General features: G+C 70.6%; 20 protein-coding genes and 1 riboswitch. Of the genes, 4 read left to right on the forward strand and 16 right to left on the reverse strand.

Going from position 1 to position 22,846, the window contains the following annotated elements; translation table 11 throughout:
* Positions 1–32 precede the first annotated feature (32 nt).
* The gene (locus tag CP968_RS10270; protein ID WP_150517718.1) at positions 33–896 is read left to right on the forward strand and encodes a helix-turn-helix domain-containing protein; all 864 of its coding nucleotides are present in this window, start codon (positions 33–35) and stop codon (positions 894–896) included.
* Between the two features lie 2 nt (positions 897–898).
* A complete protein-coding gene (locus CP968_RS10275; RefSeq protein WP_150517719.1) occupies positions 899–1,087 on the forward strand; it encodes a DUF397 domain-containing protein in 189 nt (62 codons plus the stop codon).
* Here CP968_RS10275 and CP968_RS10280 read toward each other — a convergent pair whose 3' ends face one another.
* From CP968_RS10280 to mnmA, 5 genes are all read right to left on the reverse strand, one after another.
* Positions 1,088–2,326 carry a restriction endonuclease subunit S gene (locus CP968_RS10280; protein ID WP_150517720.1) on the reverse strand — a complete coding sequence of 413 codons (1,239 nt, stop codon included), beginning with the start codon at positions 2,324–2,326 and terminating at the stop codon, positions 1,088–1,090. It abuts the gene before it with no gap.
* Complete coding sequence (locus CP968_RS10285; RefSeq protein WP_150517721.1) at positions 2,316–4,907, reverse strand: type I restriction-modification system subunit M; 2,592 nt, start codon at positions 4,905–4,907, stop codon at positions 2,316–2,318. The genes CP968_RS10280 and CP968_RS10285 overlap by 11 nt, the downstream gene beginning before the upstream one ends.
* A gap of 84 nt (positions 4,908–4,991) precedes the next feature.
* Positions 4,992–5,831, reverse strand: a complete 840-nt coding sequence (locus CP968_RS10290) for an RloB family protein (protein ID WP_167536783.1) — start codon at positions 5,829–5,831, stop codon at positions 4,992–4,994.
* Positions 5,828–7,165, reverse strand: a complete 1,338-nt coding sequence (locus CP968_RS10295; RefSeq protein ID WP_150517723.1) for an AAA family ATPase — start codon at positions 7,163–7,165, stop codon at positions 5,828–5,830. Before CP968_RS10295 ends, CP968_RS10290 begins: the two co-directional genes overlap by 4 nt.
* 151 nt (positions 7,166–7,316) lie before the next feature.
* A complete protein-coding gene (gene mnmA, locus CP968_RS10300) occupies positions 7,317–8,447 on the reverse strand; it encodes a tRNA 2-thiouridine(34) synthase MnmA (RefSeq protein WP_150517724.1) in 1,131 nt (376 codons plus the stop codon).
* Positions 8,448–8,515: 68 nt separating this feature from the next.
* Between mnmA and CP968_RS10305 the strand changes: the two genes are divergently transcribed.
* Entirely contained in the window at positions 8,516–9,190 is a 675-nt protein-coding gene (locus CP968_RS10305; RefSeq protein ID WP_150517725.1) for an N-acetylmuramoyl-L-alanine amidase, read from the forward strand.
* Positions 9,191–9,236: 46 nt separating this feature from the next.
* Here CP968_RS10305 and CP968_RS10310 read toward each other — a convergent pair whose 3' ends face one another.
* The 11 genes from CP968_RS10310 to CP968_RS10360 all read right to left on the reverse strand — a co-directional run bounded on the left by CP968_RS10310 (position 9,237) and on the right by CP968_RS10360 (position 21,259).
* Positions 9,237–10,400 (reverse strand): cysteine desulfurase family protein, encoded by a 1,164-nt coding sequence (locus CP968_RS10310; protein ID WP_150517726.1) that lies wholly within the window; start codon positions 10,398–10,400, stop codon positions 9,237–9,239.
* Between the two features lie 147 nt (positions 10,401–10,547).
* Positions 10,548–11,405 (reverse strand): thioesterase family protein, encoded by an 858-nt coding sequence (locus CP968_RS10315; protein ID WP_150517727.1) that lies wholly within the window; start codon positions 11,403–11,405, stop codon positions 10,548–10,550.
* A gap of 58 nt (positions 11,406–11,463) precedes the next feature.
* A complete protein-coding gene (locus tag CP968_RS10320; protein ID WP_150517728.1) occupies positions 11,464–12,120 on the reverse strand; it encodes a trimeric intracellular cation channel family protein in 657 nt (218 codons plus the stop codon).
* Between the two features lie 141 nt (positions 12,121–12,261).
* Positions 12,262–13,386: an ABC transporter ATP-binding protein gene (locus CP968_RS10325; protein ID WP_373304029.1), complete on the reverse strand. Its 1,125-nt coding sequence runs from the start codon at positions 13,384–13,386 to the stop codon at positions 12,262–12,264.
* The gene (locus tag CP968_RS10330; protein ID WP_150517729.1) at positions 13,383–14,480 is read right to left on the reverse strand and encodes an ABC transporter ATP-binding protein; all 1,098 of its coding nucleotides are present in this window, start codon (positions 14,478–14,480) and stop codon (positions 13,383–13,385) included. The genes CP968_RS10325 and CP968_RS10330 overlap by 4 nt, the downstream gene beginning before the upstream one ends.
* Positions 14,477–15,475, reverse strand: coding sequence for an ABC transporter permease (locus tag CP968_RS10335; protein WP_189828864.1), 999 nt, complete (start codon positions 15,473–15,475; stop codon positions 14,477–14,479). Before CP968_RS10335 ends, CP968_RS10330 begins: the two co-directional genes overlap by 4 nt.
* Positions 15,476–15,607: 132 nt before the next feature.
* Positions 15,608–17,386: an ABC transporter substrate-binding protein gene (locus tag CP968_RS10340; RefSeq protein ID WP_150517730.1), complete on the reverse strand. Its 1,779-nt coding sequence runs from the start codon at positions 17,384–17,386 to the stop codon at positions 15,608–15,610.
* 74 nt (positions 17,387–17,460) lie between these two features.
* Positions 17,461–18,456 carry an ABC transporter permease gene (locus CP968_RS10345; protein ID WP_150517731.1) on the reverse strand — a complete coding sequence of 332 codons (996 nt, stop codon included), beginning with the start codon at positions 18,454–18,456 and terminating at the stop codon, positions 17,461–17,463.
* 486 nt (positions 18,457–18,942) lie between these two features.
* Positions 18,943–19,683, reverse strand: coding sequence for an enhanced serine sensitivity protein SseB C-terminal domain-containing protein (locus CP968_RS10350; protein WP_150517732.1), 741 nt, complete (start codon positions 19,681–19,683; stop codon positions 18,943–18,945).
* 83 nt (positions 19,684–19,766) lie between these two features.
* On the reverse strand, positions 19,767–20,501 hold the full coding sequence (locus tag CP968_RS10355; protein WP_150517733.1) for an enhanced serine sensitivity protein SseB: 735 nt from the start codon (positions 20,499–20,501) through the stop codon (positions 19,767–19,769).
* Between the two features lie 80 nt (positions 20,502–20,581).
* On the reverse strand, positions 20,582–21,259 hold the full coding sequence (locus CP968_RS10360; RefSeq protein WP_373304032.1) for an AAA family ATPase: 678 nt from the start codon (positions 21,257–21,259) through the stop codon (positions 20,582–20,584).
* A 193-nt stretch (positions 21,260–21,452) separates the two neighbouring features.
* Positions 21,453–21,556: riboswitch (glycine riboswitch) on the forward strand.
* Positions 21,557–21,696: 140 nt separating this feature from the next.
* On the opposite strand from CP968_RS10360, the gene gcvT reads away from it, so the two are divergent.
* A complete protein-coding gene (gene gcvT, locus CP968_RS10365) occupies positions 21,697–22,812 on the forward strand; it encodes a glycine cleavage system aminomethyltransferase GcvT (protein WP_150517734.1) in 1,116 nt (371 codons plus the stop codon).
* The last annotated feature ends 34 nt before the right edge of the window (positions 22,813–22,846 follow it).

Genomic DNA, 22,846 nt, shown 5'->3' on the forward strand with positions numbered 1-22,846 from the left:
GTCAGACTGTCCGCGCGCACGAGAGAGGACCCATGGCAGCAAGAAACGCCCCCACCGGCCGCCAGCGCCGCTTGGCCACGGAACTACGCCGCCTTCGCGAACAGGCAGGCGTCTCGATCCAGGACGCCGCCGCGATGCTCGGCGCGGACCGGACGATGGTGTCGAACATCGAGGCTGGACGCACCACCGTCAGCGAGGACCGCGTGCGGCAGCTGGCCTGTCACTACAAGTGCCCGGACTCCAACCTGATCGACGCTCTGGCCGCAATCGCGAGCAGCCGCCGAGCACCCAACTGGTGGGCCGAGTACCGCGGCAAGCTTCCGGAAGGCCATCTGGACATCTCCGAGCTGGAACACCACGCGGTGCGCATCCGCACGGCGCAGACCGTGCACCTGCCTGGACTTCTGCAAACGGAAGACCATGCGCGGGCACTCTTTGAACTCACCGTGCCGAAGTTGTCTCGTCTGGACGTGGAGCTGCGCGTGGCCCACCGGATGCGTCGCCAGACGGTCCTCACGGGTGAGGACCCCACACCCTACCTGGGCATTATCCACGAGGCCGCTCTCCGACTGGCCTTCGGAGGCCAAGACGTCGCCCGCGCCCAACTGGAACGACTGGCGGACGCGGCAGACGAGCCGCACATCACGCTGCTCGTAATCCCCTTCAGCGCTGGAGGCTTCCACGGCGCGGGCCAGTCCATCCTCTACGCAGAAGGGCCCGTACCGCAGCTCGACACCATCCAGTTGGACACGGCGCTCGGCGCCACATTCGTGGATGCGCCAACTCCACTGGGCAACTACCGTTCACTGCTGGACCTGATGGAGGAGTCCGCGCTCTCAGCGGACGACTCCCGAGAGATGATCCAGTCGATCGCCCACAAGATCGGAGAGGCCTGAAGGTGAACGGAATCGTCTGGCAGCGCTCGTCGTTCTGCGGGGGCGGGGGCAACAACTGCGTGGAGATCGCAGAACTCCCTGATGGCATAGCCATCAGGGACAGCGTCTACCCAGGCCGGGTGCTGGCGATCGGTCGGGCCACGCTGTCCGCCTTCATCGGCCATGTGCGCGCTGATGAAGACAATCTGTGATCACAGCATTTCGGTTTCCAGCAGCCCGCCCCGCCCAGCAAGCAAATCCCCCATCGTTCCCCGTTGAACGACCCTGAGCTTTTCAACCTGCCGCTGCACAAGGTTCGACTTGCGCTTGCTCGCTTCGAGCGCCCCGCTCAGCCGTTGCTGCTCACCGAGTGGAACCTCCGGCACGAGGAGCCCCTCGACTGCGGATTGACTGATGTTCTTCATGCTGCCGCTTGTCCCTGTAGCCGCTGCTGAGATTTGGCGACGGACGCCTTGGGTCGCAAGAACCGCCTCAAGGAAACGCGGATCTGCAGCGCTCTCATCCACAACGAGCCGCAACGTCTTGTCGCTCAGCATAAGCTGGCGTGGAGGATTTTCTGCCACGCAGGCCAGGCCCACGAGCGCCTCAGTATTGGCTCGCGTCATCAAGAGATCACCGTGCCTGACTTCAAAGGCAGGGTTGACCAAGTCAGGATCGCGCACGACTTTGTTCTCTGCCGGTTGGAACCAGCCTGCCTGCACGGCACTAACTTTCAGGACGCCCCATTCACCTGCGCCCGCCGGAGAGCCCTCGGCCAACGGGCTCTTGCCTGTTTCGATGCGTCGAAGCCAGGAGCCAAGTGGTACCCACTGCGCCTTAAACGGCGCTGCCAGCAAAGAGGCTTCGACGACGCCGGACTTCTTCCGCACCCACTCCAGCGCGGCGATACGTCGCTCGATCGCGTCGTGGGCGGCCACGATGCGGCGCTGCTCCGTCAGCGGTGGGACGCCGATTTCCAGTTCCTGCAAGCGTGCCGTGTCCAGGCGCCCCGTGCCGTGGCTGGTCTCCTCGACCATGGCCAGGATCTTCGGCGTCAGCGTTTGCATTGCATGGGCCAGGAAGAATGGATCGATTCCTTCGGCAGGGAGTACTGCCTTGCAGTCCTGACCAAACGCGACCGTACGCTGCGTGACTCCGATCCGGAACTCCGATTTAAGACTCATCCCCCGGACGATGAACAGCACCGTCCCCTCGCCGACAAGGCGGGACCCGTTCTCCGCACCCAGGGCGGTGACACGTCGGTCTGACTCGCCGATACGAAACGACTTCAGACTCGCTGCACTGATCCACGGGATATCGCCATCCCAGTACGCATCGTTCGATGTGCTCGGAGTGCCCCCCGACAGCCATCTACCGGCGTCTGCGAGAGACACGCGCCGCCATCCGGCGGGCCAGGTATGGCGGGCAACATTCTCAGCCTCACCGCGCATAGCCGAGCTCCTCCAGCCACTTCCCGAACTCCCCCGCCGCGCCTGCGCTTTCCGCCTCGAGGGCTTCCAGGGAGACGGCGTACTTGTCGGCCCAGCGGCGCACGGAGCCCACCAGTTCGCGGCGGCCGGCGGCCACCGATGCCGTGAGGCGGGTGGACAGGGCTTCGTCCAGGACGGTCAGGACCACGCGCTGCGCGCCCTCCGGCTCCGCCTTCGCCAGTTCGGCGGCGGCCTTCAGGTCCGGGAGGAAACGCGCGTCCAGCGCCGAGCGCTTCTTCGACGCCGCCGTACGCTCCTTGCGGCGGCGGGTGACCTCGGATTCCAGGCGGGCCAGTTCCTCCGGGGCCACGGGAGTGCGGTCCGGAGTCTCGTCCTCCTCCGCCTCCCCTTCGGGGTCCGGAGTCGGGGGCTGGGCGGCGGCCAGTTCTTCCAGAGCCGTCTTGTACGCGGCGTCCGCCGCCGCCAAGGCCGCGTCCGCGCGGGAGACCTCGGCCAGGAACTCCGGGATCAGCACTCGGACCACCGGCTCGTCCATCGCGCGGCGGCGGTCTGCGCCCGATACGGAGGACTTCGCGCGGCCCCGGCCGCGTCCGCCGGCGGGCTCCTCTGCCTCCGGCGTGACCGGTTCGACCATGGTCTCCACCGAGTCGACCCAGCCGTCGAGCACCCGCTCGTACCCGCCCGCCGCGAGCGCCTTCAGGTCATAGCGGGTGACCGTCCACCAGTCGGCCATGATGCCGGCCGTCGCGTACTCGTCCAGCACGCCCGCCGCGCCGATGGTCTCCGTGAAGCTGGTGACCAGCTCTCCGCGCAGTTCCATCAGGCGCTGGTTCTTGATCAGGGACTCGAAGTGGGCGGTCTGCTCCGACCACCACTTCTCGTACGTCTTCCGCAGGGCCTCTTCCTTCGGCGCCGTCAGCTCCGGGACGCGGGCGGCCGTGGCCTCAGGGCCCTCCGCCAGGAAGTCGACGTACTCCTCGTCGTCCGCGCGCGCCGCGAAGAGGGCGGAGGAGTCGACTCCGTACGCGGCGAACAGCTCCGCCTTGGCCTCGATCTCGGACTTCGGCACCCCGCCGTAAAGGTGGGCGCGGACGTCTTGCGGCTCGGCCGGCGGGGAGTTGTCCACCCAGCGGCGGATGTTCAGGTTGGCGTCGGCGGCCAGCAGATCCTCGACGCTCACCGCGCGCGAGTAGCCCGGCTCCTGGCGCCAGTGCCGGAAGACCGTGGCGATCTTCTCCACATGTTCGGGGCCCAGCTCGTTCTGGTTGCGCGCGGACCGGAAGTCTCGGTCGGCGTTGATGAAGAGGACCTTCTCCTCGCGGTCGCCGCGCTTGCGGTGCGGGGGCCGCAGAACCAGGATGCAGGCCGGGATGCCCGTCCCGTAGAACAGGTTGGGCCCGAGGCCGATCACGGCCTCGATGCAGTCGTCCTCCAGCAGCTTGACGCGGATGTCGCGCTCCTTGCCACTGCGGAAGAGCACGCCGTGCGGCATGACCGTGACGGCCGTACCTCGAGCCTCCAGCACTGAGACCATGTGCTGGACGAACATGAGGTCGGCCTTCTTGCCGTTCTCGGGGGTCTCGCCCCACTTCATGCGCCAGCCGTGCTTCTCGTCGGCCTCGGCGACGAGCTCGGCGTCGTAGTTCAGCGAGAACGGCGGGTTCGACAGCACCTTGGTGAAGGTCCGCAGCCGCCCGGCCGGGGTCAGGTGCAGCGGCTCGGTGAGAGTGTCGCCGTGCTGGAGGTCGAACTCGCGGATGCCGTGGAGCACCATGTTCATGCTGGCCATGGACCAGGAGGGGCCGTTCTTGTCCTGGCCGTTGATCGCGAGGTCGTCCGGCGATCCGCCGTGCTCCTCCACGTACTCGTGGGCCGCGATCAGCATGCCGCCCGACCCCGCACAGGGGTCGTAGACGCTGTCCCCGGGCTGCGGGTCGGCGAGGCGGACCATCATCCGGACGACCTCGCGCGGGGTGTAGAACTCGCCGCCGCGCTGGCCCGCCGAGTCGGCGAACCGTGCGAGCAGGTACTCGTACGCCGCCCCGAGCATGTCGGGGAACTCGAAGTCCTCGTTGCGCAGGCGGTAGAGGCTGAAGTGGCGGATGAGCGCGCGCAGCTCGGTGTTGGTGAAGCGGGGCTTGGTGCCGACGATCTCGTTGAAGGAGATGTGCGAGGCTACGCCCGCCAGCCGGCTGTGGCTGCCCTGGAGGGCCACCAGCGCCTGGTCCAGGCTCTCGCCGACCTTGTCCACGAGCATGGACAGGCCCGGCAGGGGGTGGCCGGGCTGCTCCGGGTTCTCGTGCGGGCCCTTCCACCAGCGGGCCCGCGGCGGAACGTAGAAGATCCGCGGGTAGTTGTCGGGGTCGTCGGCCCGCTCCACGGCCTTCGCCCGGTCACCGGTCCGCTCCAGGGCACCCGCGTAGACCCGCTCCCACTCCGGCTGGAACTCGTCGGAGGAACGCTTCAGGAACAGCATCCCGAAGATGTAGTCGCGGTACTCCGAGGCGTCCATCCGGCCGCGCAGGATGTCAGCGGCGGAGAACAGATGCCGTTCCAGCTGGGGCAGTGTGATACGAGCCACGCACCGGTCCTTCGTAAGCCGTGGGAGTTTCGCGAGAACTCCGGAAGCGTAGTCGGGGAGGGGTGCCTGAAGGAAACCGTCCGCTCAGCGGCGTCCACCGGGCGTCCGGGCCTTCCGCGTCCCGATGCCCAGTGAGGCGAGCAGGCGCCACAGGTCGGTGGAGGGGTCTCGCTTGAGCGGGTCGCAGCCGTCGGCATGGCCGGAGCGGCGGTTCCACTCCTCGTACGTTTCGGTGCGCGGGCCGGGGATCTTGTCGAGCTTGAGGTTCTTCGCGGAGCAGGTGCCGTGCGGGCACAGGTCGACGAGCTTGCGGGCGTTGTCGACCGCCGTCTGCTCCTTGCCGAGGAGCGTCTGCCCGCGCTGTCCGGCCAGGCCCTTGCCCCGGCCGCCGGACTTCGTGTCGTACTCGGCGAAGCCGTCCGCCTTCGGATGCTTGCGCAGCCGGTCCTTGATGGTGCCGCTACGGCCCTCCTCCTGGCTGGTGAACTGCTGAAAGTGCAGCAGCAGCCACAGCTCGATGGAGGGGTGCGACAGAGCCACCTGTACGCCCTCCCGGGCCGCCGTGCTCATGGCGTCCCGGATGGCCTTGTCACGGTTGTCCTCGGAATCCCGGTCGAAGAGTGCCCACTTCTCATCATTCGGGCTCGACGCCTGGGCGATCACGTGAGCGACGACCTGGTCCGGGCGAAGGCCCTTCCTGACCGGGGTGAATCGCAGGAAAAACTTCTCACCCTGTCCGTCACGGTAGGTGTCGTTGATCAGCTTGATGTAGTCGGCCTCGGTCCGCTCACCCTCGGCCGCGAGGTAGATGATCCGGGACGACTCGTCCGGATAGGAGCCGAGGTCGCGCCGGACGGCTCGGGACGCCTCGTGCCGGCCCTTCCGCCGATTGACGCGCCGGCTCTCCGCGGGTGGTCTGCTCACGCCGTCGTCGTCGCCTTCGGCTCCGGTTCCGATGCCGTCTGCTGCGCGAGGCGCCGCTCCAGTACGGCGAGCTGGCGGGCCACCTCGCCCGTGGCCAGGCGCGGCACGCCGCCGTAGTGGCCGTGCAGGTAGCGGCGTTCCATGTTCTCGTCGTTGCGTGCCTTACGGGCGGCGAGGAGGGGGTAGAGGGAGGACTCTCCGCTTCCCTCCTTGACCGCGATCCAGACCTGGTCTCGATCGAGCGGGCGCTCCGTGACCGAGGGGCCGAGCAGGGTGGCGTCATGCGTGGTGAAGACCAGCTGTGCGAGCTGCGGGTTGGCGTCCTGGTCCTGGAAGAGGCGGACGACCTCCGCCGCGAGCACGGGGTGCAGGCTGGAGTCCAGCTCGTCGGCAAGCAGGACCCCGCCGCCTTTCCTGTTCAGCATGGTCAGCAAGGGGCCGAGGAAGGCGAACCAGGCGTGGGTGCCCAGCGACTCCTGACTCCAGAAGTCCAGCGGGCGCACAGAGTCCCCCTCGCCTCGGTGCAGGAGCTGGATGTTCCCGGTCTCGGGGTCGATTTCCACCCCCGTGACGCCGATGTCGGCCGATGCGAGCATCGTCACGAGGCGCTCCCGCATCTCCGCACCCTGGCTGCCGGTAAGCCGCTCGCGTGTCCAGGCCGTGCGCTCCACCACGTCCTTGCCGGTAGTCACGAGCCAGAGGTTGTCGCGGAACCACCGGTGGATGGCCGAGAGCTGGGGATGGTTAAGGGCGGCGCCGACGGTCAGGAAGAGGGCGTTCGGGCGGGTGGTGGAGACGAGGAGGTCCTTGAGGTCCTTACGGCCGCTCAGGCCGGTGCCCGGGAAACGGAACTCGCCGCCGTCCGCCTCCGGTCTGTCGGCCTCCCGATCGAACCACACCTGGCGCCGTCCGGTCGGGTACGCGTGGAGCCACTCACTTTCGACGCGATCATCCGAGAGTTCGAAGCCGTAGGTGTAGCGGACCTTCTCGTTCCGGCCGAGGAGCAACTCGACCTCGAAGAGGCTCGTGTCGTCGGATGCCTCGTGGGCCAGCGCGAAGGGCTCCCGGGGGACGGGGGCATCGGGTTCGCGGTCCCAGTCGGCCAGGGATTCGAGGACCGCCCGGCGCATGAAGTACATCGCGTCCAGGATGTTGCTCTTGCCGGACGCGTTGGCCCCGAAGATCCCGACGGCGGGAAGCACCGACACGGGCTTGCCGTCGGAGCGGGTTCCCGTCTCGCGGGCGGTTCTCTCGTTGAATTCCGTGGCTACGAGCGAAAGCTCCTGCTCGTCACGGATGGACCGATGATTGGCCACCCGGAAGCTGAGCAACATGACCGACCTCCCAGCGAGGCGGGCTAGCGATTCGCCGCCTTAGGCGCTTTCGTACGGGTAATCCGTACTCTGCACCCTAAGACCTGCCGGATCAATGCGCCAGCGTACCGCCACACTGCCTTGACGAAGGAGAAGTCCGGAGCCGCGCCGTTCAGACGGCCGCGGTGGCCCGCTTCGTGGTGGCGATGGTGGCCGAGCCGACCACGCGGGTGCCGTCGTAGAGGACGATCGCCTGGCCCGGGGCCACCCCGCGGACCGGCTCCGTGAAGGAGACGCGCAGCTCGCCGTCCACCAGCTCGGCGAAGACCTCGGTCTCGCCGCCGTGGGCGCGCAGCTGCGCGGTGTACGTCCCGGGGGCGGCGGGCGCGGAGCCGCACCAGCGGGGGCGGATCGCGGTGAGGGCGGTGACGTCGAGGGCCTCGACGGGGCCGACCGTGACGGTGTTGTTCACCGGGGAGATGTCCAGGACGTACCGCGGCTTGCCGTCGGCCGCGGGGTGGCCGATGCGCAGGCCCTTGCGCTGGCCGATGGTGAAGCCGAAGGCGCCGTCGTGGGTGCCGACCTTCTCGCCCGTCTCGTCGACGATGTCGCCCTCGGCCCGGCCGAGGCGGTTCGCGAGGAAGCCCTGGGTGTCGCCGTCCGCGATGAAGCAGATGTCGTGGCTGTCGGGCTTCTTGGCGACGGCCAGGCCGCGCTCCTCGGCCTCGGCGCGGATCTCGTCCTTGGTGGTGAGGGTGTCACCGAGCGGGAAGAGGGCGTGGGCGAGCTGCTTCTCGTCCAGGACGCCGAGGACGTAGGACTGGTCCTTGGCCATGTCGGCGGCGCGGTGCAGCTCGCGGGTGCCGTCCTCGTTCAGGACGACGGTGGCGTAGTGGCCGGTGCAGACGGCGTCGAAGCCGAGGGCGAGGGCCTTGTCGAGCAGCGCGGCGAACTTGATCTTCTCGTTGCAGCGCAGGCAGGGGTTGGGGGTGCGCCCGGCCTCGTACTCCGCGACGAAGTCGTCGACGACGTCCTCGCGGAAGCGCTCGGCGAGGTCCCAGACGTAGAAGGGGATGCCGATGACGTCGGCGGCGCGGCGGGCGTCGCGGGAGTCCTCGATGGTGCAGCAGCCGCGGGCCCCGGTCCGGAAGGACTGGGGGTTGGCGGAGAGCGCGAGGTGGACGCCGGTCACGTCGTGCCCGGCTTCGACCGCGCGGGCGGCGGCGACGGCGGAGTCCACGCCGCCGGACATGGCGGCGAGGACGCGAAGGGGGCGGGCGGTGCGCGGCAGGTTCTCAGTCATAGCACCGACCAGGGTACGGGGAACCGGGCGGCGTCACAGCGCGTTGTCGGGGACAGGGGGTGGATCACATGGATCGCGAGGGAGCGAAGGGCGGCGGGCCCGCGCGCAGGGCGGGCCGGACCCGGCGTGCGGTGCTGCTGGGCGGGCTGGGGGTCGTCGCCGCGGCGGCGGTGGCGGGCCGGGAGGAGATCGGCCGCGCCTGGTGGCTGCTGCCGGGCGTGGCCAAGCCGCGCAAGGAGGGCGAGCTCGACCACGCGGGCGCGGGCTGGACGGCGGCGTCGCCGGCGAACTGGCGCCGGGCGGACCGGCCGGACGACTACCGCGTCGACCGGATCGTCGTGCACGTCACGCAGGGCGGTTTCGCGTCCTCGGTGGACGCGTTCAAGAACCCCTGGCACAAGGCGTCCGCGCACTACATAGTGCGCCAGGACGGCCACGTCGAGCAGATGGTGCGCGAGCTGGACGTCGCCTTCCACGCGGGCAACCGCTCGATGAACGAGCGCAGCGTCGGCATAGAGCACGTGGGCTTCGTGGACCGGCCGCAGGACTTCACGGACGCGATGTACGCGGCGTCCGCCCGGCTGGCGGCGGACGTCTGCCGCCGGTACGGCATACCGGCGGACCGCACCCATCTCGTGGGCCATTCCGAGGTCCCGGGCGCCGACCACACGGACCCGGGCCCGCACTGGGACTGGGACCGCTACGTCCGGATGGTCGGCGAGGAGCTCAAGGCGGCCGGGTAGGCCGGGACCGCGCCCCGGGACCGCGCCGCCCGCGGCGTCCGACGTCTCAGCTGAGGCCGGCCGTGCGGGCGCGCTCGACCGCCGGGCCGATGGCCGCCGCCACGGCGGCGACGTCCTCCTTCGTCGAGGTGTGGCCCAGGGAGAACCGCAGGGTGCCGCGGGCGAGCCGGGGGTCGGTGCCGGTGGCGAGCAGGACGTGGCTGGGCTGGGCGACGCCGGCGGTGCAGGCGGAGCCGGTGGAGCACTCGATGCCCTGGGCGTCGAGCAGCAGCAGGAGGGAGTCGCCCTCGCAGCCGGGGAAGCTGAAGTGGGCGTTGGCGGGGAGCCGGCCCTGTGGGTCGCCGCCGAGGACGGCGTCGGGGACGGCCGCCAGGACGGCGTCGACCAGCTCGTCGCGGAGCGCGGCCACCTCGGCGGCGAACCGTTCCCGACGCTCGGCGGCGAGCACGGCGGCGACCGCGAAGGCGGCGATGGCGGGGACGTCGAGGGTGCCGGAGCGGACGTGGCGTTCCTGCCCGCCGCCGTGCAGGACGGGCACCGGGGTCTGGTCGCGGCCCAGCAGCAGGGCGCCTATGCCGTAAGGGCCGCCGATCTTGTGGCCGCTGACGGTCATCGCGGCGAGGGCGCTGTCGCCGAAGCGGACGTCGAGCTGGCCGAAGGCCTGGACGGCGTCGGAGTGCAGCGGGATGCCGTGCTCGGCGGCGACGTCGGCGAGCTCGCGGACCGGCATCACGGTGCCGATCTCGTTGTTGGCCCACATGACGGTGGCCAGGGCCACGTCGTGCGGGTTGCGTTCGACGGCCTCCCGGAAGGCCTCGGGGTGCACGCGCCCGTGACGGTCCACCGGCAGGTACTCGACCCGTGCGCCCTCGTGTGCGGCGAGCCAGTCCACGGCGTCGAGTACGGCGTGGTGCTCGACGGGGCTGGCCAGGACCCGGGTGCGGGCCGGGTCGGCGTCGCGGCGGGCCCAGTAGAGCCCCTTGACGGCGAGGTTGTCGGCCTCGGTGCCGCCGGCGGTGAAGACCACCTCGCTCGGGCGGGCGCCGATCGCCTCGGCGAAGGCCTCGCGGGCCTCCTCGACGGTACGGCGGGCCCGGCGGCCGGCGGCGTGGAGGGAGGAGGCGTTCCCCGTGGCGGCGAACTGCGCGGTCATCGCCGCGGCGGCCTCCGGCAGCATCGGGGTGGTGGCGGCGTGGTCGAGGTAGGCCATGATCCCCCGATTCTACGAGCCCGCCGGGCCGGGGAACTCCAGCGGTGCTCCCGGACCGTTCGCCCCGACCGCCGGGGCCGTCGCTTTCCGGCCCCGGGGCCGTCGCTTCCGGCCCGGTCCCGCCGCTTTCCGGCCCGTCCGCCGGGTTCAGGACGTACGCGGAGCCCGGGCCAACTGGCGGGACTGGGCCACCAGCCGGCCGGCGGTGTCCCAGACCTCTGCGTCCTCCTCCAGGAAGCCGCCGGCCAGGTTGCGGGTGGTGATCGAGACCCGCAGCGGTCCGGGGGCCGGGCGTCGGCGGACGTGGGCGGTGAGCTCCACGGTGGGGGTCCAGCCCCTGAGGCCGAGGTCGAAGGCGGTGGGGGGCAGCGCGTCGACCGCGAGGAGCAGCGACAGCGGGTCGGCGTCGCGGCCGTCGGCCAGCTCGAACCAGGCCCGCATCTCGCCCTTGCCGGAAGGTGCGCCCAGCGCCCAGCCGGCCGTCGCCGGGTCCAGCCGCAGCCGGAGCCGGTCCACGATCGCGGAGCTGCCGGGGATCGGGGCCGGGCCGGCCTCGGGGCCGAGGCAGTCCTCGTAGGCGGGCATGGCCGGGGGCCGGGCCGTCGTGCGGACCTCGTCCGGGAGGGCCGCGAGGTCGCCGTAGGAGGCGAGGACGCGGATGCGCTCGGTCTCGGCGCCGTTCTCGTCGTACTGGAACAGCGAGGCCTGGCCGGTGGAGAGGGTGCGGCCGATCCGGACGACCTCGGTGCGGACCACGGCGGGGCCGGGGACCGAGGCGCTCAGGTAGTGCGCGGAGACGGTGAAGGGGTCCGGGTGCGGCAGGGCCGCCGACAGGGCGCGGCCGACCAGGGCCAGCAGGTATCCGCCGTTGACGGCGGTGATGATCGTCCACCCGGCGGAGAGGTCCGCGTCGTACACCCCGGGCTCGTCCGCGCGTGCGGTGATGGTGGTGTCGCGGTCGAACTCGCTGTCGCCGATGGATGCCTGGGCAGCTGCGTGTGACATGGCAGCGACGGTACACCGGTGATCTACTAAGCGGTAGCTTAATTTTGTCACGGCGGTGCTACGGCTCCTCGGTCACCCCGGAACGGCGGTTCCAGGCCAGGGGGGCGCGCAGGTGGTAGCGGATCGCCAGCAGCCGCAGGACGAAGGTGGTGACGATCGCCAGCGCCGTGGTGAGGGCGTTGAGGGTGTCCAGGGCGATGAACACGGCGACCATCGAGGCGCCGATCATGGCCGGGACGGCGTACATCTCGCGGTCGCGCAGCAGCGAGGGCACCTCGTTGACGAGCACGTCGCGCAGGACTCCCCCGCCGACGGCGGTGGCCAGGCCGAGCGCGGCGGAGGCGGTGAGGCCGAGGCCGTACTCGTAGGCCTTGGTGGTGCCGGTCACGCAGAACAGCCCGAGTCCGGCCGCGTCGAAGACGTTGATGGCCCGGTTGATCCGCTGGACCTCGGGGTGCAGGAAGAAGACGATCGCCGCGGCGATCAGCGGCGTGACGAAGAAGCTGAGCTCGCCGAAGGCGGCGGGCGGGACGGCGCCGATGACGAGGTCGCGGAAGAGTCCGCCGCCCAGGGCCGTGACCAGGGCGAGCACGCCGATGCCGAAGACGTCGAAGTTCTTGCGGACGGCGAGCAGGGCGCCGGCGGTGGCGAAGACGAAGATGCCCGCGAGGTCCAGCGCATGCTGGACCCCGGGCGGGAAGAGATCGTGGAGCACCGGGTCATTGTCACCTGCGGCGGCGGCCGCACACGCCGGGCGGCTCCCGCCGGGGGGCCTGGATTCCCCGCCCGCCCCGCCCCGGCCGCGGCCCGGGCCCGGCCCCGCCGCGGCCCGGGGCCGGGGCGGGGCCCGGGGTGGTCACTCCACGACCGTGACGGTCGTCACCGCCTCCGCCGCGCCCGGCAGGGGCTGGTCGCCCGGCGCCTGGTCCGGGGCGTTCTCCGGGTGGTGGCAGGCGACCTGGTGGCCGGTGGCCAGGGCCAGCAGCGGCGGTTCCTGGGTGGTGCAGATCCGTGTGGCCTTCCAGCACCGGGTGTGGAAGCGGCAGCCGCTCGGCGGGGAGATGGGCGAGGGCACGTCGCCCTTGAGCAGGATGCGGCCGCTCTTGGCCCCGCGCCGGCGCGGGTCCGGCACGGGCACCGCCGACATCAGGGCGGTGGTGTACGGGTGCATGGGCGTCCCGTACAGCGCCTTGTTGTCGGCCAGCTCGACGATCTTGCCGAGGTACATCACCGCGATGCGGTCCGAGACGTGCCGGATGACCGACAGGTCGTGCGCGATGATCACGTAGGTGAGGCCGAGCTCGTCCTGGAGGTCGTCGAGCAGGTTGACCACCTGCGCCTGGATCGAGACGTCCAGCGCGGACACGGGCTCGTCCGCGACGACCAGCTTCGGCTTGAGCGCCAGGGCCCGCGCGATGCCGATGCGCTGGCGCTGGCCGCCGGAGAACTCGTGCGGGTAGCGGTTGTAGTGCTCCGGATTGAGGCCCACCAGCGACAGCAGCCGCTGCACCTCGGCCTTGAGACCGCCCTCGGGTTCGACCTTCTGGAGCTTGAACGGCGCGCTGACGATGGTGCCCACCGTGTGCCGCGGGTTCAGGGAGCCGTACGGGTCCTGGAAGATCATCTGGATGTCGCGGCGCATCGGCCGCATCCCGGCGACGCCGAGGTGCGTGATGTCGCGGCCCTCGAACTCGACCGTGCCGGCGCTCGGTTCCAGCAGCCGGGTGATCAGCCGGCCCATGGTCGACTTCCCGCAGCCGGACTCGCCGACGACACCGAGCGTCTCACCGCGCCGCACGTCGAAGTCGATGCCGTCCACGGCCTTGACCGCGCCGGCCTGCCGGCGCAGCAGCCCCTTGGTGATCGGGAAGTGCTTGGTCAGGCCCGTGACCTTGAGCAGCAGGTCGGGTCGGGCGGCGGCGGGGGTGTCCGCGGCCTGCTCGGGGATGACGGCCGGTTGCGTCTTGCGGGTGTCGGTCACAGCTTCGGCGCAATCTCTTCGGTCCAGATCCGGGTCCGCTCCTCCTGCGACATGTGGCAGGCGGACCAGTGGCGGCTGTCGTCCTGCGTGAGCTCGGGCCGCACCGTCCGCGTGACGTTGCCCTTGGGCACGTCGGCGTACGGGCAGCGCGGGTTGAAGGCGCAGCCGCTCGGGATGTTGATGAGGCTGGGCGGCGAGCCCTTGACCGGGATGAGCCGCTCGGTCTGGTCGCGGTCGATGCGCGGCATCGAGCCCAGCAGCCCCCAGGTGTAGGGGTGCCGGGGCTCGTAGAAGACCTTCTCGGCGGTGCCGCGCTCGACGCACCGGCCGCCGTACATGACGAGGAGTTCGTCGGCCATCTCCGCGACGACGCCGAGGTCGTGCGTGATCATGATGACCGCGGAGCCGAACTCCTTCTGCAGGTCGCGGATCAGGTCGAGGATCTGGGCCTGGACGGTGACGTCCAGGGCCGTCGTCGGCTCGTCCGCGATGAGCAGTTCGGGGTTGTTGACCAGGGCCATCGCGATCATGGCCCGCTGGCGCATGCCGCCGGAGAACTCGTGCGGGTAGCTGTCGACCCGCTTGTGCGGCTCGGGGATGCCCACCCGGTCGAGGAGTTCGACGGCGCGGGTGCGCGCGGCCTTCTTGTCCACCTTGTTGTGGACCCGGTAGGCCTCGGCGATCTGCTTGCCGATGGTGAAGTACGGGTGCATCGCGGACAGCGGGTCCTGGAAGATCATCGCGATCTCCCGGCCGCGGAGCCGGCGCACCTCGTCCTCGTCGGCGGAGAGCAGCTCGCGGCCGTCCAGCCAGATCTCGCCGGAGATCCGGGCCCGCTGGCGGCCGTACTGGCCCACGCGGTGCAGGCCCATGATGCCGAGCGAGGTGACCGACTTGCCGGAGCCGGACTCGCCGACGATGCCGAGCGTCCGGCCCTTCTCCAGGGTGAAGGAGAGCCCGTCGACCGACTTGACCAGCCCGTCCTCGGTCGGGAAGTGCACCTTGAGGTCGCGGACCTCCAGGAAGGAGGTGGCGGGGGCTCCGGTGGCGGCGACGGGCTCGCCCGGGGCTCCGGTCTGGGTGAGATCGGTCATGACAGCCTCACTCGGGGGTCGATCACCGCGTACATGAGGTCAACGATGAGGTTCGCCGCGACGACGAAGAAGGCGGAGATCAGGGTGATGCCCAGGATGACCGGGAGGTCGTGCTCGCTGATCGCGCGGACCGCGCTGTAACCCAGGCCGTGCAGCGAGAACGTGTACTCGGTGAGCACCGCGCCGCCCATCAGGGCACCGAGGTCCAGGCCGAGGACGGTCAGGATGGGCGTCATCGTCGAGCGCATGGCGTGCTTGCCGATGACGACGGGTTCCGTCAGGCCCTTGGCGCGGGCGGTGCGGATGTAGTCCTCGTTGAGGACTTCGAGCATGGTGGCGCGGGTGAGGCGGGCGTACATCGCCGCGTAGAGGAAGGCCAGCGAGATCCACGGCAGGATCATGCCGTTGAACCACTTGCCGGGGTCGTCCGCGAACGAGGCCTCGGGGCGCCCGAACCAGCCGAGCTGGTCGGAGAAGAGGGCGATGAAGAGCATGCCCGTGAAGTAGATGGGGAGGGAGACGCCGGCGAGGGCGATGCCCATGGCCGAGCGGTCCAGGGCCGTACCGCGCTTGAGGGCGGAGACGACGCCGGTGGCGACCCCGCCGATGACCCACAGGACGACGGCGCCGGCGGCGAGCGAGAGGGTGACCGGCAGCCAGTCGAGCAGCAGCGGCCACACCTCCTGCTCGGTCTTGAAGGAGTATCCGAAGCAGGGCGCGGCGCATTGCGTGACGTCGGAGCCGTTGGCGTACGTGCGACCCGCCACCAGCCCGACGATGAACTTGCCGAACTGGACGAGGATCGGGTCGTCGAGACCCATCTTCTGCCGAATGCCCTCGATGGCGGCGGGGTCGGACTGCTTGCCGACGAAGTAAAGCGCCGGATCCGTCCCGATCATCTTCGGGAAGAGGAAGAAGATTCCGAAGGTCACCAGCGAGATGACCAACAGCATGACGATGACGGCGAAGATCCGCCGTATGAGATATGCAAGCACTGCGCTCGGCCTGGCTGCGGCCCGGGGGCGCCCCCTGTAGGAGAGCGCCCCCCGGCCGTAACCGCGGCCCTCACCTGCCCTTCGTGCCTAGCGGGTGTGGCACCGGAACACTGGAACGGGACTGACGGACGGTTACTTCGTGACACCCAGCGACGCGTAGTCGTACCGGCCGTTGTAGGCGTCGGAGGTGTACGCGTTCGTCAGGCGGGTGCTGCGCCAGGTGATCGTCTTGTCGTAGACGAAGGGCAGGTAGACCGCGGCCTCGGAGACCTTCTGGTTCATCGCCTTGTAGATGTCGCCGGCCTTGGCCGGGTCGGTCTCCGCGATGGCCTGGTCGAACAGGGTGTTGATCGCCGGGTCGTTCAGCTCGGAGAAGTTGTTGTTGCCGCTCTGCAGGATGAAGCGGCCGTCGACCAGCGGCTGGGAGAAGCCCTGACCGGTCGGGAAGTCGGCGCCCCAGCCCATGATGATGATGCCGTAGCCCTTCTCCTTGACGACCTTCGGCGACCCGATGATGCCGGAGGTCTGGGCGCCGTCGAACTGGTCGACGTCGGCGATGATGCCGACCTGCTTCAGGGCGTTCTGCAGGGAGACGGCCGTGGCGACCTCGACCGGCTTGTTGTTGCGGACCGCGATGGTGGTCTTGAAGCCCTCCGGCTTGCCGCAGGCCTTCAGGGCCTCCTTGGCCTTCTCCAGGTTCGGCTTGCCGTCGTTCTTCAGGACCTCGTACGGGTCGTAGGCGCCGTCGGAGCCCTTGATGCCCAGCGGGAGCATGTTCGGAGCGATGTCGCCGCCGGCCTGCGGGCCGCCGCGGGCGGTCTGCAGGGACTTCTTGTCGGCCGCGTAGATGACGGCCTTGCGGCAGTCGATGTTGTCGAACGGCGCCACGGTCTGCGGGAAGACGGCGTACCGGATGAAGCCGGTCTGGCCGTTGTCCAGGTTGCCCTTGTGGTCCTTCAGCGCGGTGGAGCGGGCCGCCTGGCCGATGCCGGTCGCGTTGATGTCGAGGTCGAACTCGCCGTTCATCAGGCGCTTGTCCATGTCGTCCGCGTTCGCCATGAACGTGACCGAGATGGTGTCCGGGAGCGCCTTGCGGATGGTGTCCGACTCGGGCTTGTAGTTCTCGTTGCGCGAGAGCTTCATGGTCTTGTTGGGCTCGTACGAGTCGATCTTGTACGGGCCGTTCGAGAAGGGCTTCAGGCCGTACTTGGCCGCGGTGTCCTTCTCCTGCTTGACCGGGCTCGCCGCGGGCATCGCGAGCATCTGCTCGAAGTCGCCGTTGGGCTGCGGGAGCTTGAAGATGACGGTCTTCGCGTCCGGGGTCTCGATCGCCTTGAGGCCGAGCTTGTCCGGGGCGGTGTCCTTGTACGGGCCGGGGTACTCGGTCTTCGGGTCGAGGACCTGCATCAGGTAGACCGGGCCGCCGGAGATGACGTCCTGGGCCCAGGTGCGCTCGATGCCGTACTTCACGTCCTGGGCGGTGACGGGGGTGCCGTCCTCCCAGGTCACGTTGTCCTTGAGGGTGTACTTGTACGTCTTGCCGCCGTCGCTGATCTCGGCCTTGGCGGTGGCGAGGTCGGGCACCAGGTCGGTGCTCTGCTCACCGGGGGCGGCCTTGTAGCTGACCAGCTGGCGGGCGTAGTAGCGGGAGAAGTCCCACATGAAGCCGTAGTAGCCGCGCTGCGGGTCCCACGAGTCGGCTTCCTGGGTGCCGACGAACTTGAGCTCGCCGCCCTTCTTGTCGGACGCGTTGGCGATCTTGCCTATGCCGGCGTTGAAGCCACCGCCGGCGGAGCCGGCCTTGTCGTCCTTCGAGTCGCTTCCGCCACAGGCGGTCGCGGTCAGCATGACCGCGAGCACGACGGCCGTGCCAGCGGCAAGCCTGCGCTTCGACGTGCGATGGGTAGTCACGATGCTCGCAACCCTCCGTTGTAGTTCCGGTGTACGTACGGCTCGGAGCCGGTTCCTGGTGTGCCCTGCGGTGGCTAGCGGGAGCCCTTCGGGTCGAGGGCGTCGCGGACGCCGTCGCCGAAGAGGTTGAAGGCCAGCACGGTGATGAAGATCGCCACGCCGGGGAAGATCATGAAGAGCGGATCGTCCTCGTAGGTCCGCACGGCCGTGGAGAGGGTCTCTCCCCACGACGGCGTGGGGGGCTTGACGCCGACTCCGAGGAAGCTCAGCGCGGCCTCGGTCAGCACGTTGGTGGGGATCATCAGCGTCGAGTAGACGGTGATGGGCGCCACCAGGTTCGGGAGCAGTTCGCGGAAGAGGATGTACATGCGGCCCGCGCCGAGGCTGCGCGCCGCCTCGACGTACTCGCGTTCGCGCAGCGACAGGGTCTGGCCGCGGACGATGCGGCCGATGTAGGGCCAGCCGAAGAAGCCGATGACCAGGACCAGGACGGCGATGCGCAGGCCCGAGCCCTCGAAGCCCCACAGCTTGCTCGGGATGACGGAGATCAGCGCGATGATGAACAGCAGCTGCGGGAAGGCCAGCAGCAGGTCCATCACGCGGCTGATGGCCGCGTCGACCCAGCCGCCGAAGTAGCCGGCGATGATGCCGAAGAAGGTGCCGAGCGACACCGCCACGAAGGCGGACAGGAAGGCCACCAGCAGGGAGATCCGGGCGCCGTAGACGATCCGGCTGAAGACGTCGCGGCCGTTGACGGGCTCGACGCCCAGCAGGAAGTCGCCGCTCATGCCGCCCCAGTCGCCGGCCGGCAGGCCGAGCAGCGGGTCCAGCATGTCCTCGTGCAGCTCCTCCGGCGGGTGGCCGAAGGCCTTGACGATCAGCGGCGCGAAGAGCGCGACGAGGATCAGCAGCAGGACGACGACACCGCCGGCCAGGGCGACCTTGTCCCGCCTGAGGCGGAGCCAGGCGATCTTCCACGGCGAACGGCCCTCGATCGCCTTCTGCGGAATTCCGGGGGCGTCCACGGCTGCGGGCTCGGCCGCGCTGGTGTCGTGCAGTGGTGCCGTCATCGTGGTGGGGACCCCTCTCGGCCGACGGTGGCCGGCCCATGCCCGCCGCTGTGGCGGCTTGGTTCCATCGGCGTCGCTGTTGGTGCGGAAAGCGCGAAATGCGCCTGAAGTGCACGTGAAGAGCGGGTGCTTGCGAGATTGACCGGCCTTCGGTGGGGGGAGTCTTCAACGCCCTCTCGAGCGCCCGCCAGACCTGCCGGGGATGTGATGCGCAACCGTGATCTGTGCCGACGGCTTCCGCTATCCGAACCGCGGGCCCTGATGAGCGGTGAAACACCGCCCGTTCGTCGCGGAACGGACATCAGGCCCAACTGCCATGTCGGGTGCGGTTCTTGGGTGCATTCGGCGGATATGCCGAAGGCCGCACCGATGGGTCCGGTGCGGCCTTCGAGCGGGATGTCTCGGTATGCGGATGTACGGAAGGGGCGGGGCAGGACGGGCGGGAGGGTCGCGCGGGGTGCGGGCGGCCGGGGCGGCGGCCCCCGGTCAGTAGCCCGGCGCCTGGCCTTCCCGGTCGTAGAACGGGCGGGTCTGCGCGCGCAGCCACATCGCCACCGGGTCGTGCTCGTCGGCCAGCGCGACCGTGCACACCGGGACGCCCTCGGGCACCACGCCGACCGACTGGCGCATCATCTCGCGCACGGACTCCAGCGCGGGCGCCGAGGCGTCGTACAGGTCGAGCCCGACGGCCAGGTACGGCGAGCCCAGCGACGGCTGCACCCAGGCGCGGCGCAGCGACCGGACGGCCGGGGTGCTGTGCGCGTGCCGGGTCAGCAGCCCGTAGAACTGCGGCAGCTCGATGGCGGGCTCCGAGAGCCGCAGCGGGCCGGCCGGCATCCGGTCCAGGCCCGTCGCGACGCGGCGCAGATCGGCCCAGGGCACGCCGAGGCCGCCGCCCTGGGCGTGCGGGTTGAGCCACAGCCCCCAGCGGTCGGGGTAGAGGGCGCGGGCGATGTCGCGGCCCGTGACCACCTCGTAGCCCCGGTTCCAGCCGCTGGCGGCCAGCTCCCCGGGCGAGGTCACGCAGGGCGCGTAGCCGAGGCCGTCGACCTCCATGCCGCCGTACTGGGCGTCGGAGGAACCCGGCTGCCCCTGCCAGAGCATCATCCACAGCCGGCCCTCGGCCAGCGCGTGCAGCAGTGACTCGTAGCTCTCGTAGCGCCCGGGAGTCACCTGGCGCAGCATGTGCTCGACCTGCCCGGCCGCGGCCGTGCCTGACGCACCCACCGGTACCCCCTCTTCGTCCGCCCGTCGTCCACGTGCACCCGGACCACGCGTGCGGCCGGGAGATGCAACCAGCTTATGCGGCCCTACGGAAGGTAGAAGGGGCGTACGCGCTCACGAATCCAGTCCGTGACCGGGTCCTCGGCCGCGTCCAGGAGGATCAACTGCACGGGCCACGGCGGCGGGACCCGGGTCAGGGCCCGGCCCAGGGCGTCCATCGGCGCGTTCCGGTATTCGGGCTCCCATCCCACCAGGCGGACACCGACGAACAGCTCCGGCGCCCCGCCCTCGACGCTGGCCAGGCAGCGGTGGGCGGCGGTGACCACCCCGGTGGCCCGGAACTCCTCGGCCGCGGCGGCGAGGAAGTCGACCGGGTCGTCCTGCCAGTCGGGCTCGTAGAGCCGGACCCGGCCGCCGGTGGCGGGGCCGTCGAGGGGCGTGTGCCCGGTGCGGCAGAGCTCGGCCACCGCGGCCGGCGGGAGCGGGACCCCGACGGCTCCCTCGGGGTTCACGGCGATGCCGAGCTGCGGGGGCAGGCCGCGGGCGAACTGGACTGCGGGCGCCACCGCGAAGTCCATGCCGGGGCCGGCGCAGAAGCGGAACTGGGCCTCGGAGCTGTAGACGGGCACGTACGCCGCCCCGCCGATCTCCATGGTGGGCAGGGTCAGGTCGGCCGAGCCCGGTCCGCCGCCACCGGGCAGCGGCACCCACACGTGGCTGCGTCCGAGCACCTCCAGGATCCGCGCCCCCGCGTCGGCCTGTCCCAGCGCCGCCCCGAGCACCTGCTCCAGTTCGTTCTCCGGCCAGCCGCTGCCCTGCATCCCGCACCCCTCCGTGGTCCCGCCCTCGTCGCCCCGAGGTTATCCGCTGGCACGACGGACCCCGCGCCCGGCGGGGGCGGTCAGCCCCGGAACGCGATGCGGGTCACGGCGGCGGCCGAGCGGCGGTCCAGCAGGGTCGCCGAGGCACAGCCGGCCGGGGGCCGCCCGGCCTCCGCCTCGCGCAGCAGCCGGCCCACGGCGCCGCGGTGCCGGGCGAAGGCGTACGCGGAGACGCGCCGGCCGCGCGCCGCCTGTCCGGAGAGCGCCTCCTCGGGGCTGCTGTCCAGGAAGAGCAGGTGCAGGGCACGGCCGCGGCGGCGGGCCGCGGCGGCGAGGAGGCCGCGCACCCAGCTCTGCGTACCGCAGTCGTGGACGACGACGGAGGCGCCGGAGCGCAGGACGCGCCACAGCCCCCAGTAGTGCGCCACGCGGACCAGCGGCCGGTACACGGCGTACGGGAGGGAGGCGGGCATCCGGCGCTCCCAGCGCTCGCGGGCGTCCTGGGAGTCCACGGAGCCGCCCTCGGCGGCCGCCCGCTTGATCAGGGTGCTCTTGCCGCCGCCGGGCAGGCCGGAGACCACGACGATGTCCCCGGCGGCGAAGCGCAGCCGCTGGGGGCCGTGCACCGCCGGGCCGCGCAGGTCGCGTACGGGGCCGGACCGGGCGGCGCCCTCGCGCGCCCGCGCCTCCCGCTGTGCCGGGACCGCCTCCACGGTCCCCGTCGCCGCCACTACCACTCCGAATCTCCGCACAGTGATCGCCTCCCCCGAACCGGGTCGCCAGGACCCTTTCCCACTGAGTGTAAAGAGACGGTAATCCGGCGGGGCCGGTTCCGGCCGGACCGCTGGAGAGCCGCACGAGCCGCGCACGAACTTTCGGGGCCCCGCCCCCCGGGTCCGGCGGGGGCGTGCAATGATGTGCGCCATCTGGACCAACTGCATACCGGCCGCTTGAATCCGCGCGGGAGAGTCCCGGCACGCCGCAAGGCCGTGCGCGGGCGCCGAAGGAGCAAGAACCTCCCTTGAATCTCTCAGGCCCCGTACCGCGTGGATGAGGCAGATCTGAAAAGCGAGCCGCTCGACGGCTCCACCCAAGGTGCAAGCCGAGGAACTCTCGGCGAACCTCTCAGGTTCCGATGACAGATGGGGAGGACCCTCCTCGTCATGTCATGCCCTGGGACTCGGGAGCCACACCCATGAGCACTGCCCCCCGCCTGACCGCCCTCGACGCGCTGCACCGTGCCCTCGGTGCGACCATGACCGACTTCGCGGGCTGGGACATGCCGCTGCGGTACGGCAGCGAGCGCGACGAGCACAACGCCGTCCGCACCCGGGCCGGCCTCTTCGACCTGTCGCACATGGGCGAGATCACCGTGACCGGCCCGGAGGCCGTCAAGGTGCTGGACTACGCGCTGGTCGGCAACATCTCCACCGTCGGCGTCGGCCGCGCCCGCTACACGCACATCTGCCGGGCGGACGGCGGCATCGTCGACGACCTGATCGTCTACCGGCTGGGCGAGGACGAGTTCATGGTCGTCGCGAACGCCTCCAACGCCCAGGTCGTGCTGGACGCGGTCACCGAGCGCGCGGCGGGCTTCGACGCCGAGGTCCGCGACGACCGCGACGCGTACGCGCTGATCGCGGTCCAGGGCCCGGAGTCGCCCGGCATCCTGAAGTCCGTGACCGACGCCGACCTGGACGGGCTGAAGTACTACGCCGGTCTGCCGGGCACCGTCGCCGGCGTGCCCGCGCTGATCGCCCGGACCGGCTACACCGGCGAGGACGGTTTCGAGCTGTTCGTCGCGCCCGAACACGCGGTGCGGCTGTGGGAGGCGCTGACCGAGGCCGGCGCGGGCGTCGGCCTGGTCCCGGCCGGCCTGTCCTGCCGCGACACCCTGCGTCTGGAGGCGGGCATGCCGCTGTACGGGCACGAGCTGAGCACCTCCCTCACGCCGTTCGACGCGGGGCTGGGCCGGGTCGTGAAGTTCGAGAAGGAGGGGGACTTCGTCGGCCGCGCCGCGCTGGAGGCCGCCGCCGAGCGCGCCGCCGCGAACCCGCCGCGCAAGCTGGTCGGACTGATCGCCGAGGGCCGCCGCGTGCCGCGGGCCGGTTTCCCGGTGGTGTCCGGTGGAGAGGTGATCGGCGAGGTCACCTCGGGCGCCCCGTCCCCGACGCTGGGCAGGCCGATCGCGATGGCGTACGTGGACGCGGCGCACGCCGCGCCCGGCACCTCCGGCGTCGGCGTCGACATTCGCGGTACGCATGAGGCGTACGAGGTCGTGGCGCTGCCGTTCTACAAGCGGCAGAAGTAGTCCCGCCGCAGGCCCCTGCCGTACGGAGAACCCG

Origin of the sequence: Streptomyces subrutilus (assembly GCF_008704535.1) — a bacterium.
In the GTDB taxonomy this organism is placed as follows: Bacteria; Actinomycetota; Actinomycetes; order Streptomycetales; family Streptomycetaceae; genus Streptomyces; species Streptomyces subrutilus.

Bases quoted from the DNA above. Each gene is read 5' to 3' on its own strand.
- CP968_RS10270 (WP_150517718.1), top strand. From the start codon at position 33: ATGGCAGCAAGAAACGCCCCCACCGGCCGCCAGCGCCGCTTGGCCACG.
- CP968_RS10280 (WP_150517720.1), bottom strand. From the start codon at position 2,326: ATGCGCGGTGAGGCTGAGAATGTTGCCCGCCATACCTGGCCCGCCGGA.
- CP968_RS10295 (WP_150517723.1), bottom strand. From the start codon at position 7,165: ATGTTGCTCAGCTTCCGGGTGGCCAATCATCGGTCCATCCGTGACGAG.
- mnmA (WP_150517724.1), bottom strand. From the start codon at position 8,447: ATGACTGAGAACCTGCCGCGCACCGCCCGCCCCCTTCGCGTCCTCGCC.
- CP968_RS10305 (WP_150517725.1), top strand. From the start codon at position 8,516: ATGGATCGCGAGGGAGCGAAGGGCGGCGGGCCCGCGCGCAGGGCGGGC.
- CP968_RS10310 (WP_150517726.1), bottom strand. From the start codon at position 10,400: ATGGCCTACCTCGACCACGCCGCCACCACCCCGATGCTGCCGGAGGCC.
- CP968_RS10315 (WP_150517727.1), bottom strand. From the start codon at position 11,405: ATGTCACACGCAGCTGCCCAGGCATCCATCGGCGACAGCGAGTTCGAC.
- CP968_RS10330 (WP_150517729.1), bottom strand. From the start codon at position 14,480: ATGACCGATCTCACCCAGACCGGAGCCCCGGGCGAGCCCGTCGCCGCC.
- CP968_RS10345 (WP_150517731.1), bottom strand. From the start codon at position 18,456: ATGACGGCACCACTGCACGACACCAGCGCGGCCGAGCCCGCAGCCGTG.
- CP968_RS10355 (WP_150517733.1), bottom strand. From the start codon at position 20,501: ATGCAGGGCAGCGGCTGGCCGGAGAACGAACTGGAGCAGGTGCTCGGG.
- gcvT (WP_150517734.1), top strand. From the start codon at position 21,697: ATGAGCACTGCCCCCCGCCTGACCGCCCTCGACGCGCTGCACCGTGCC.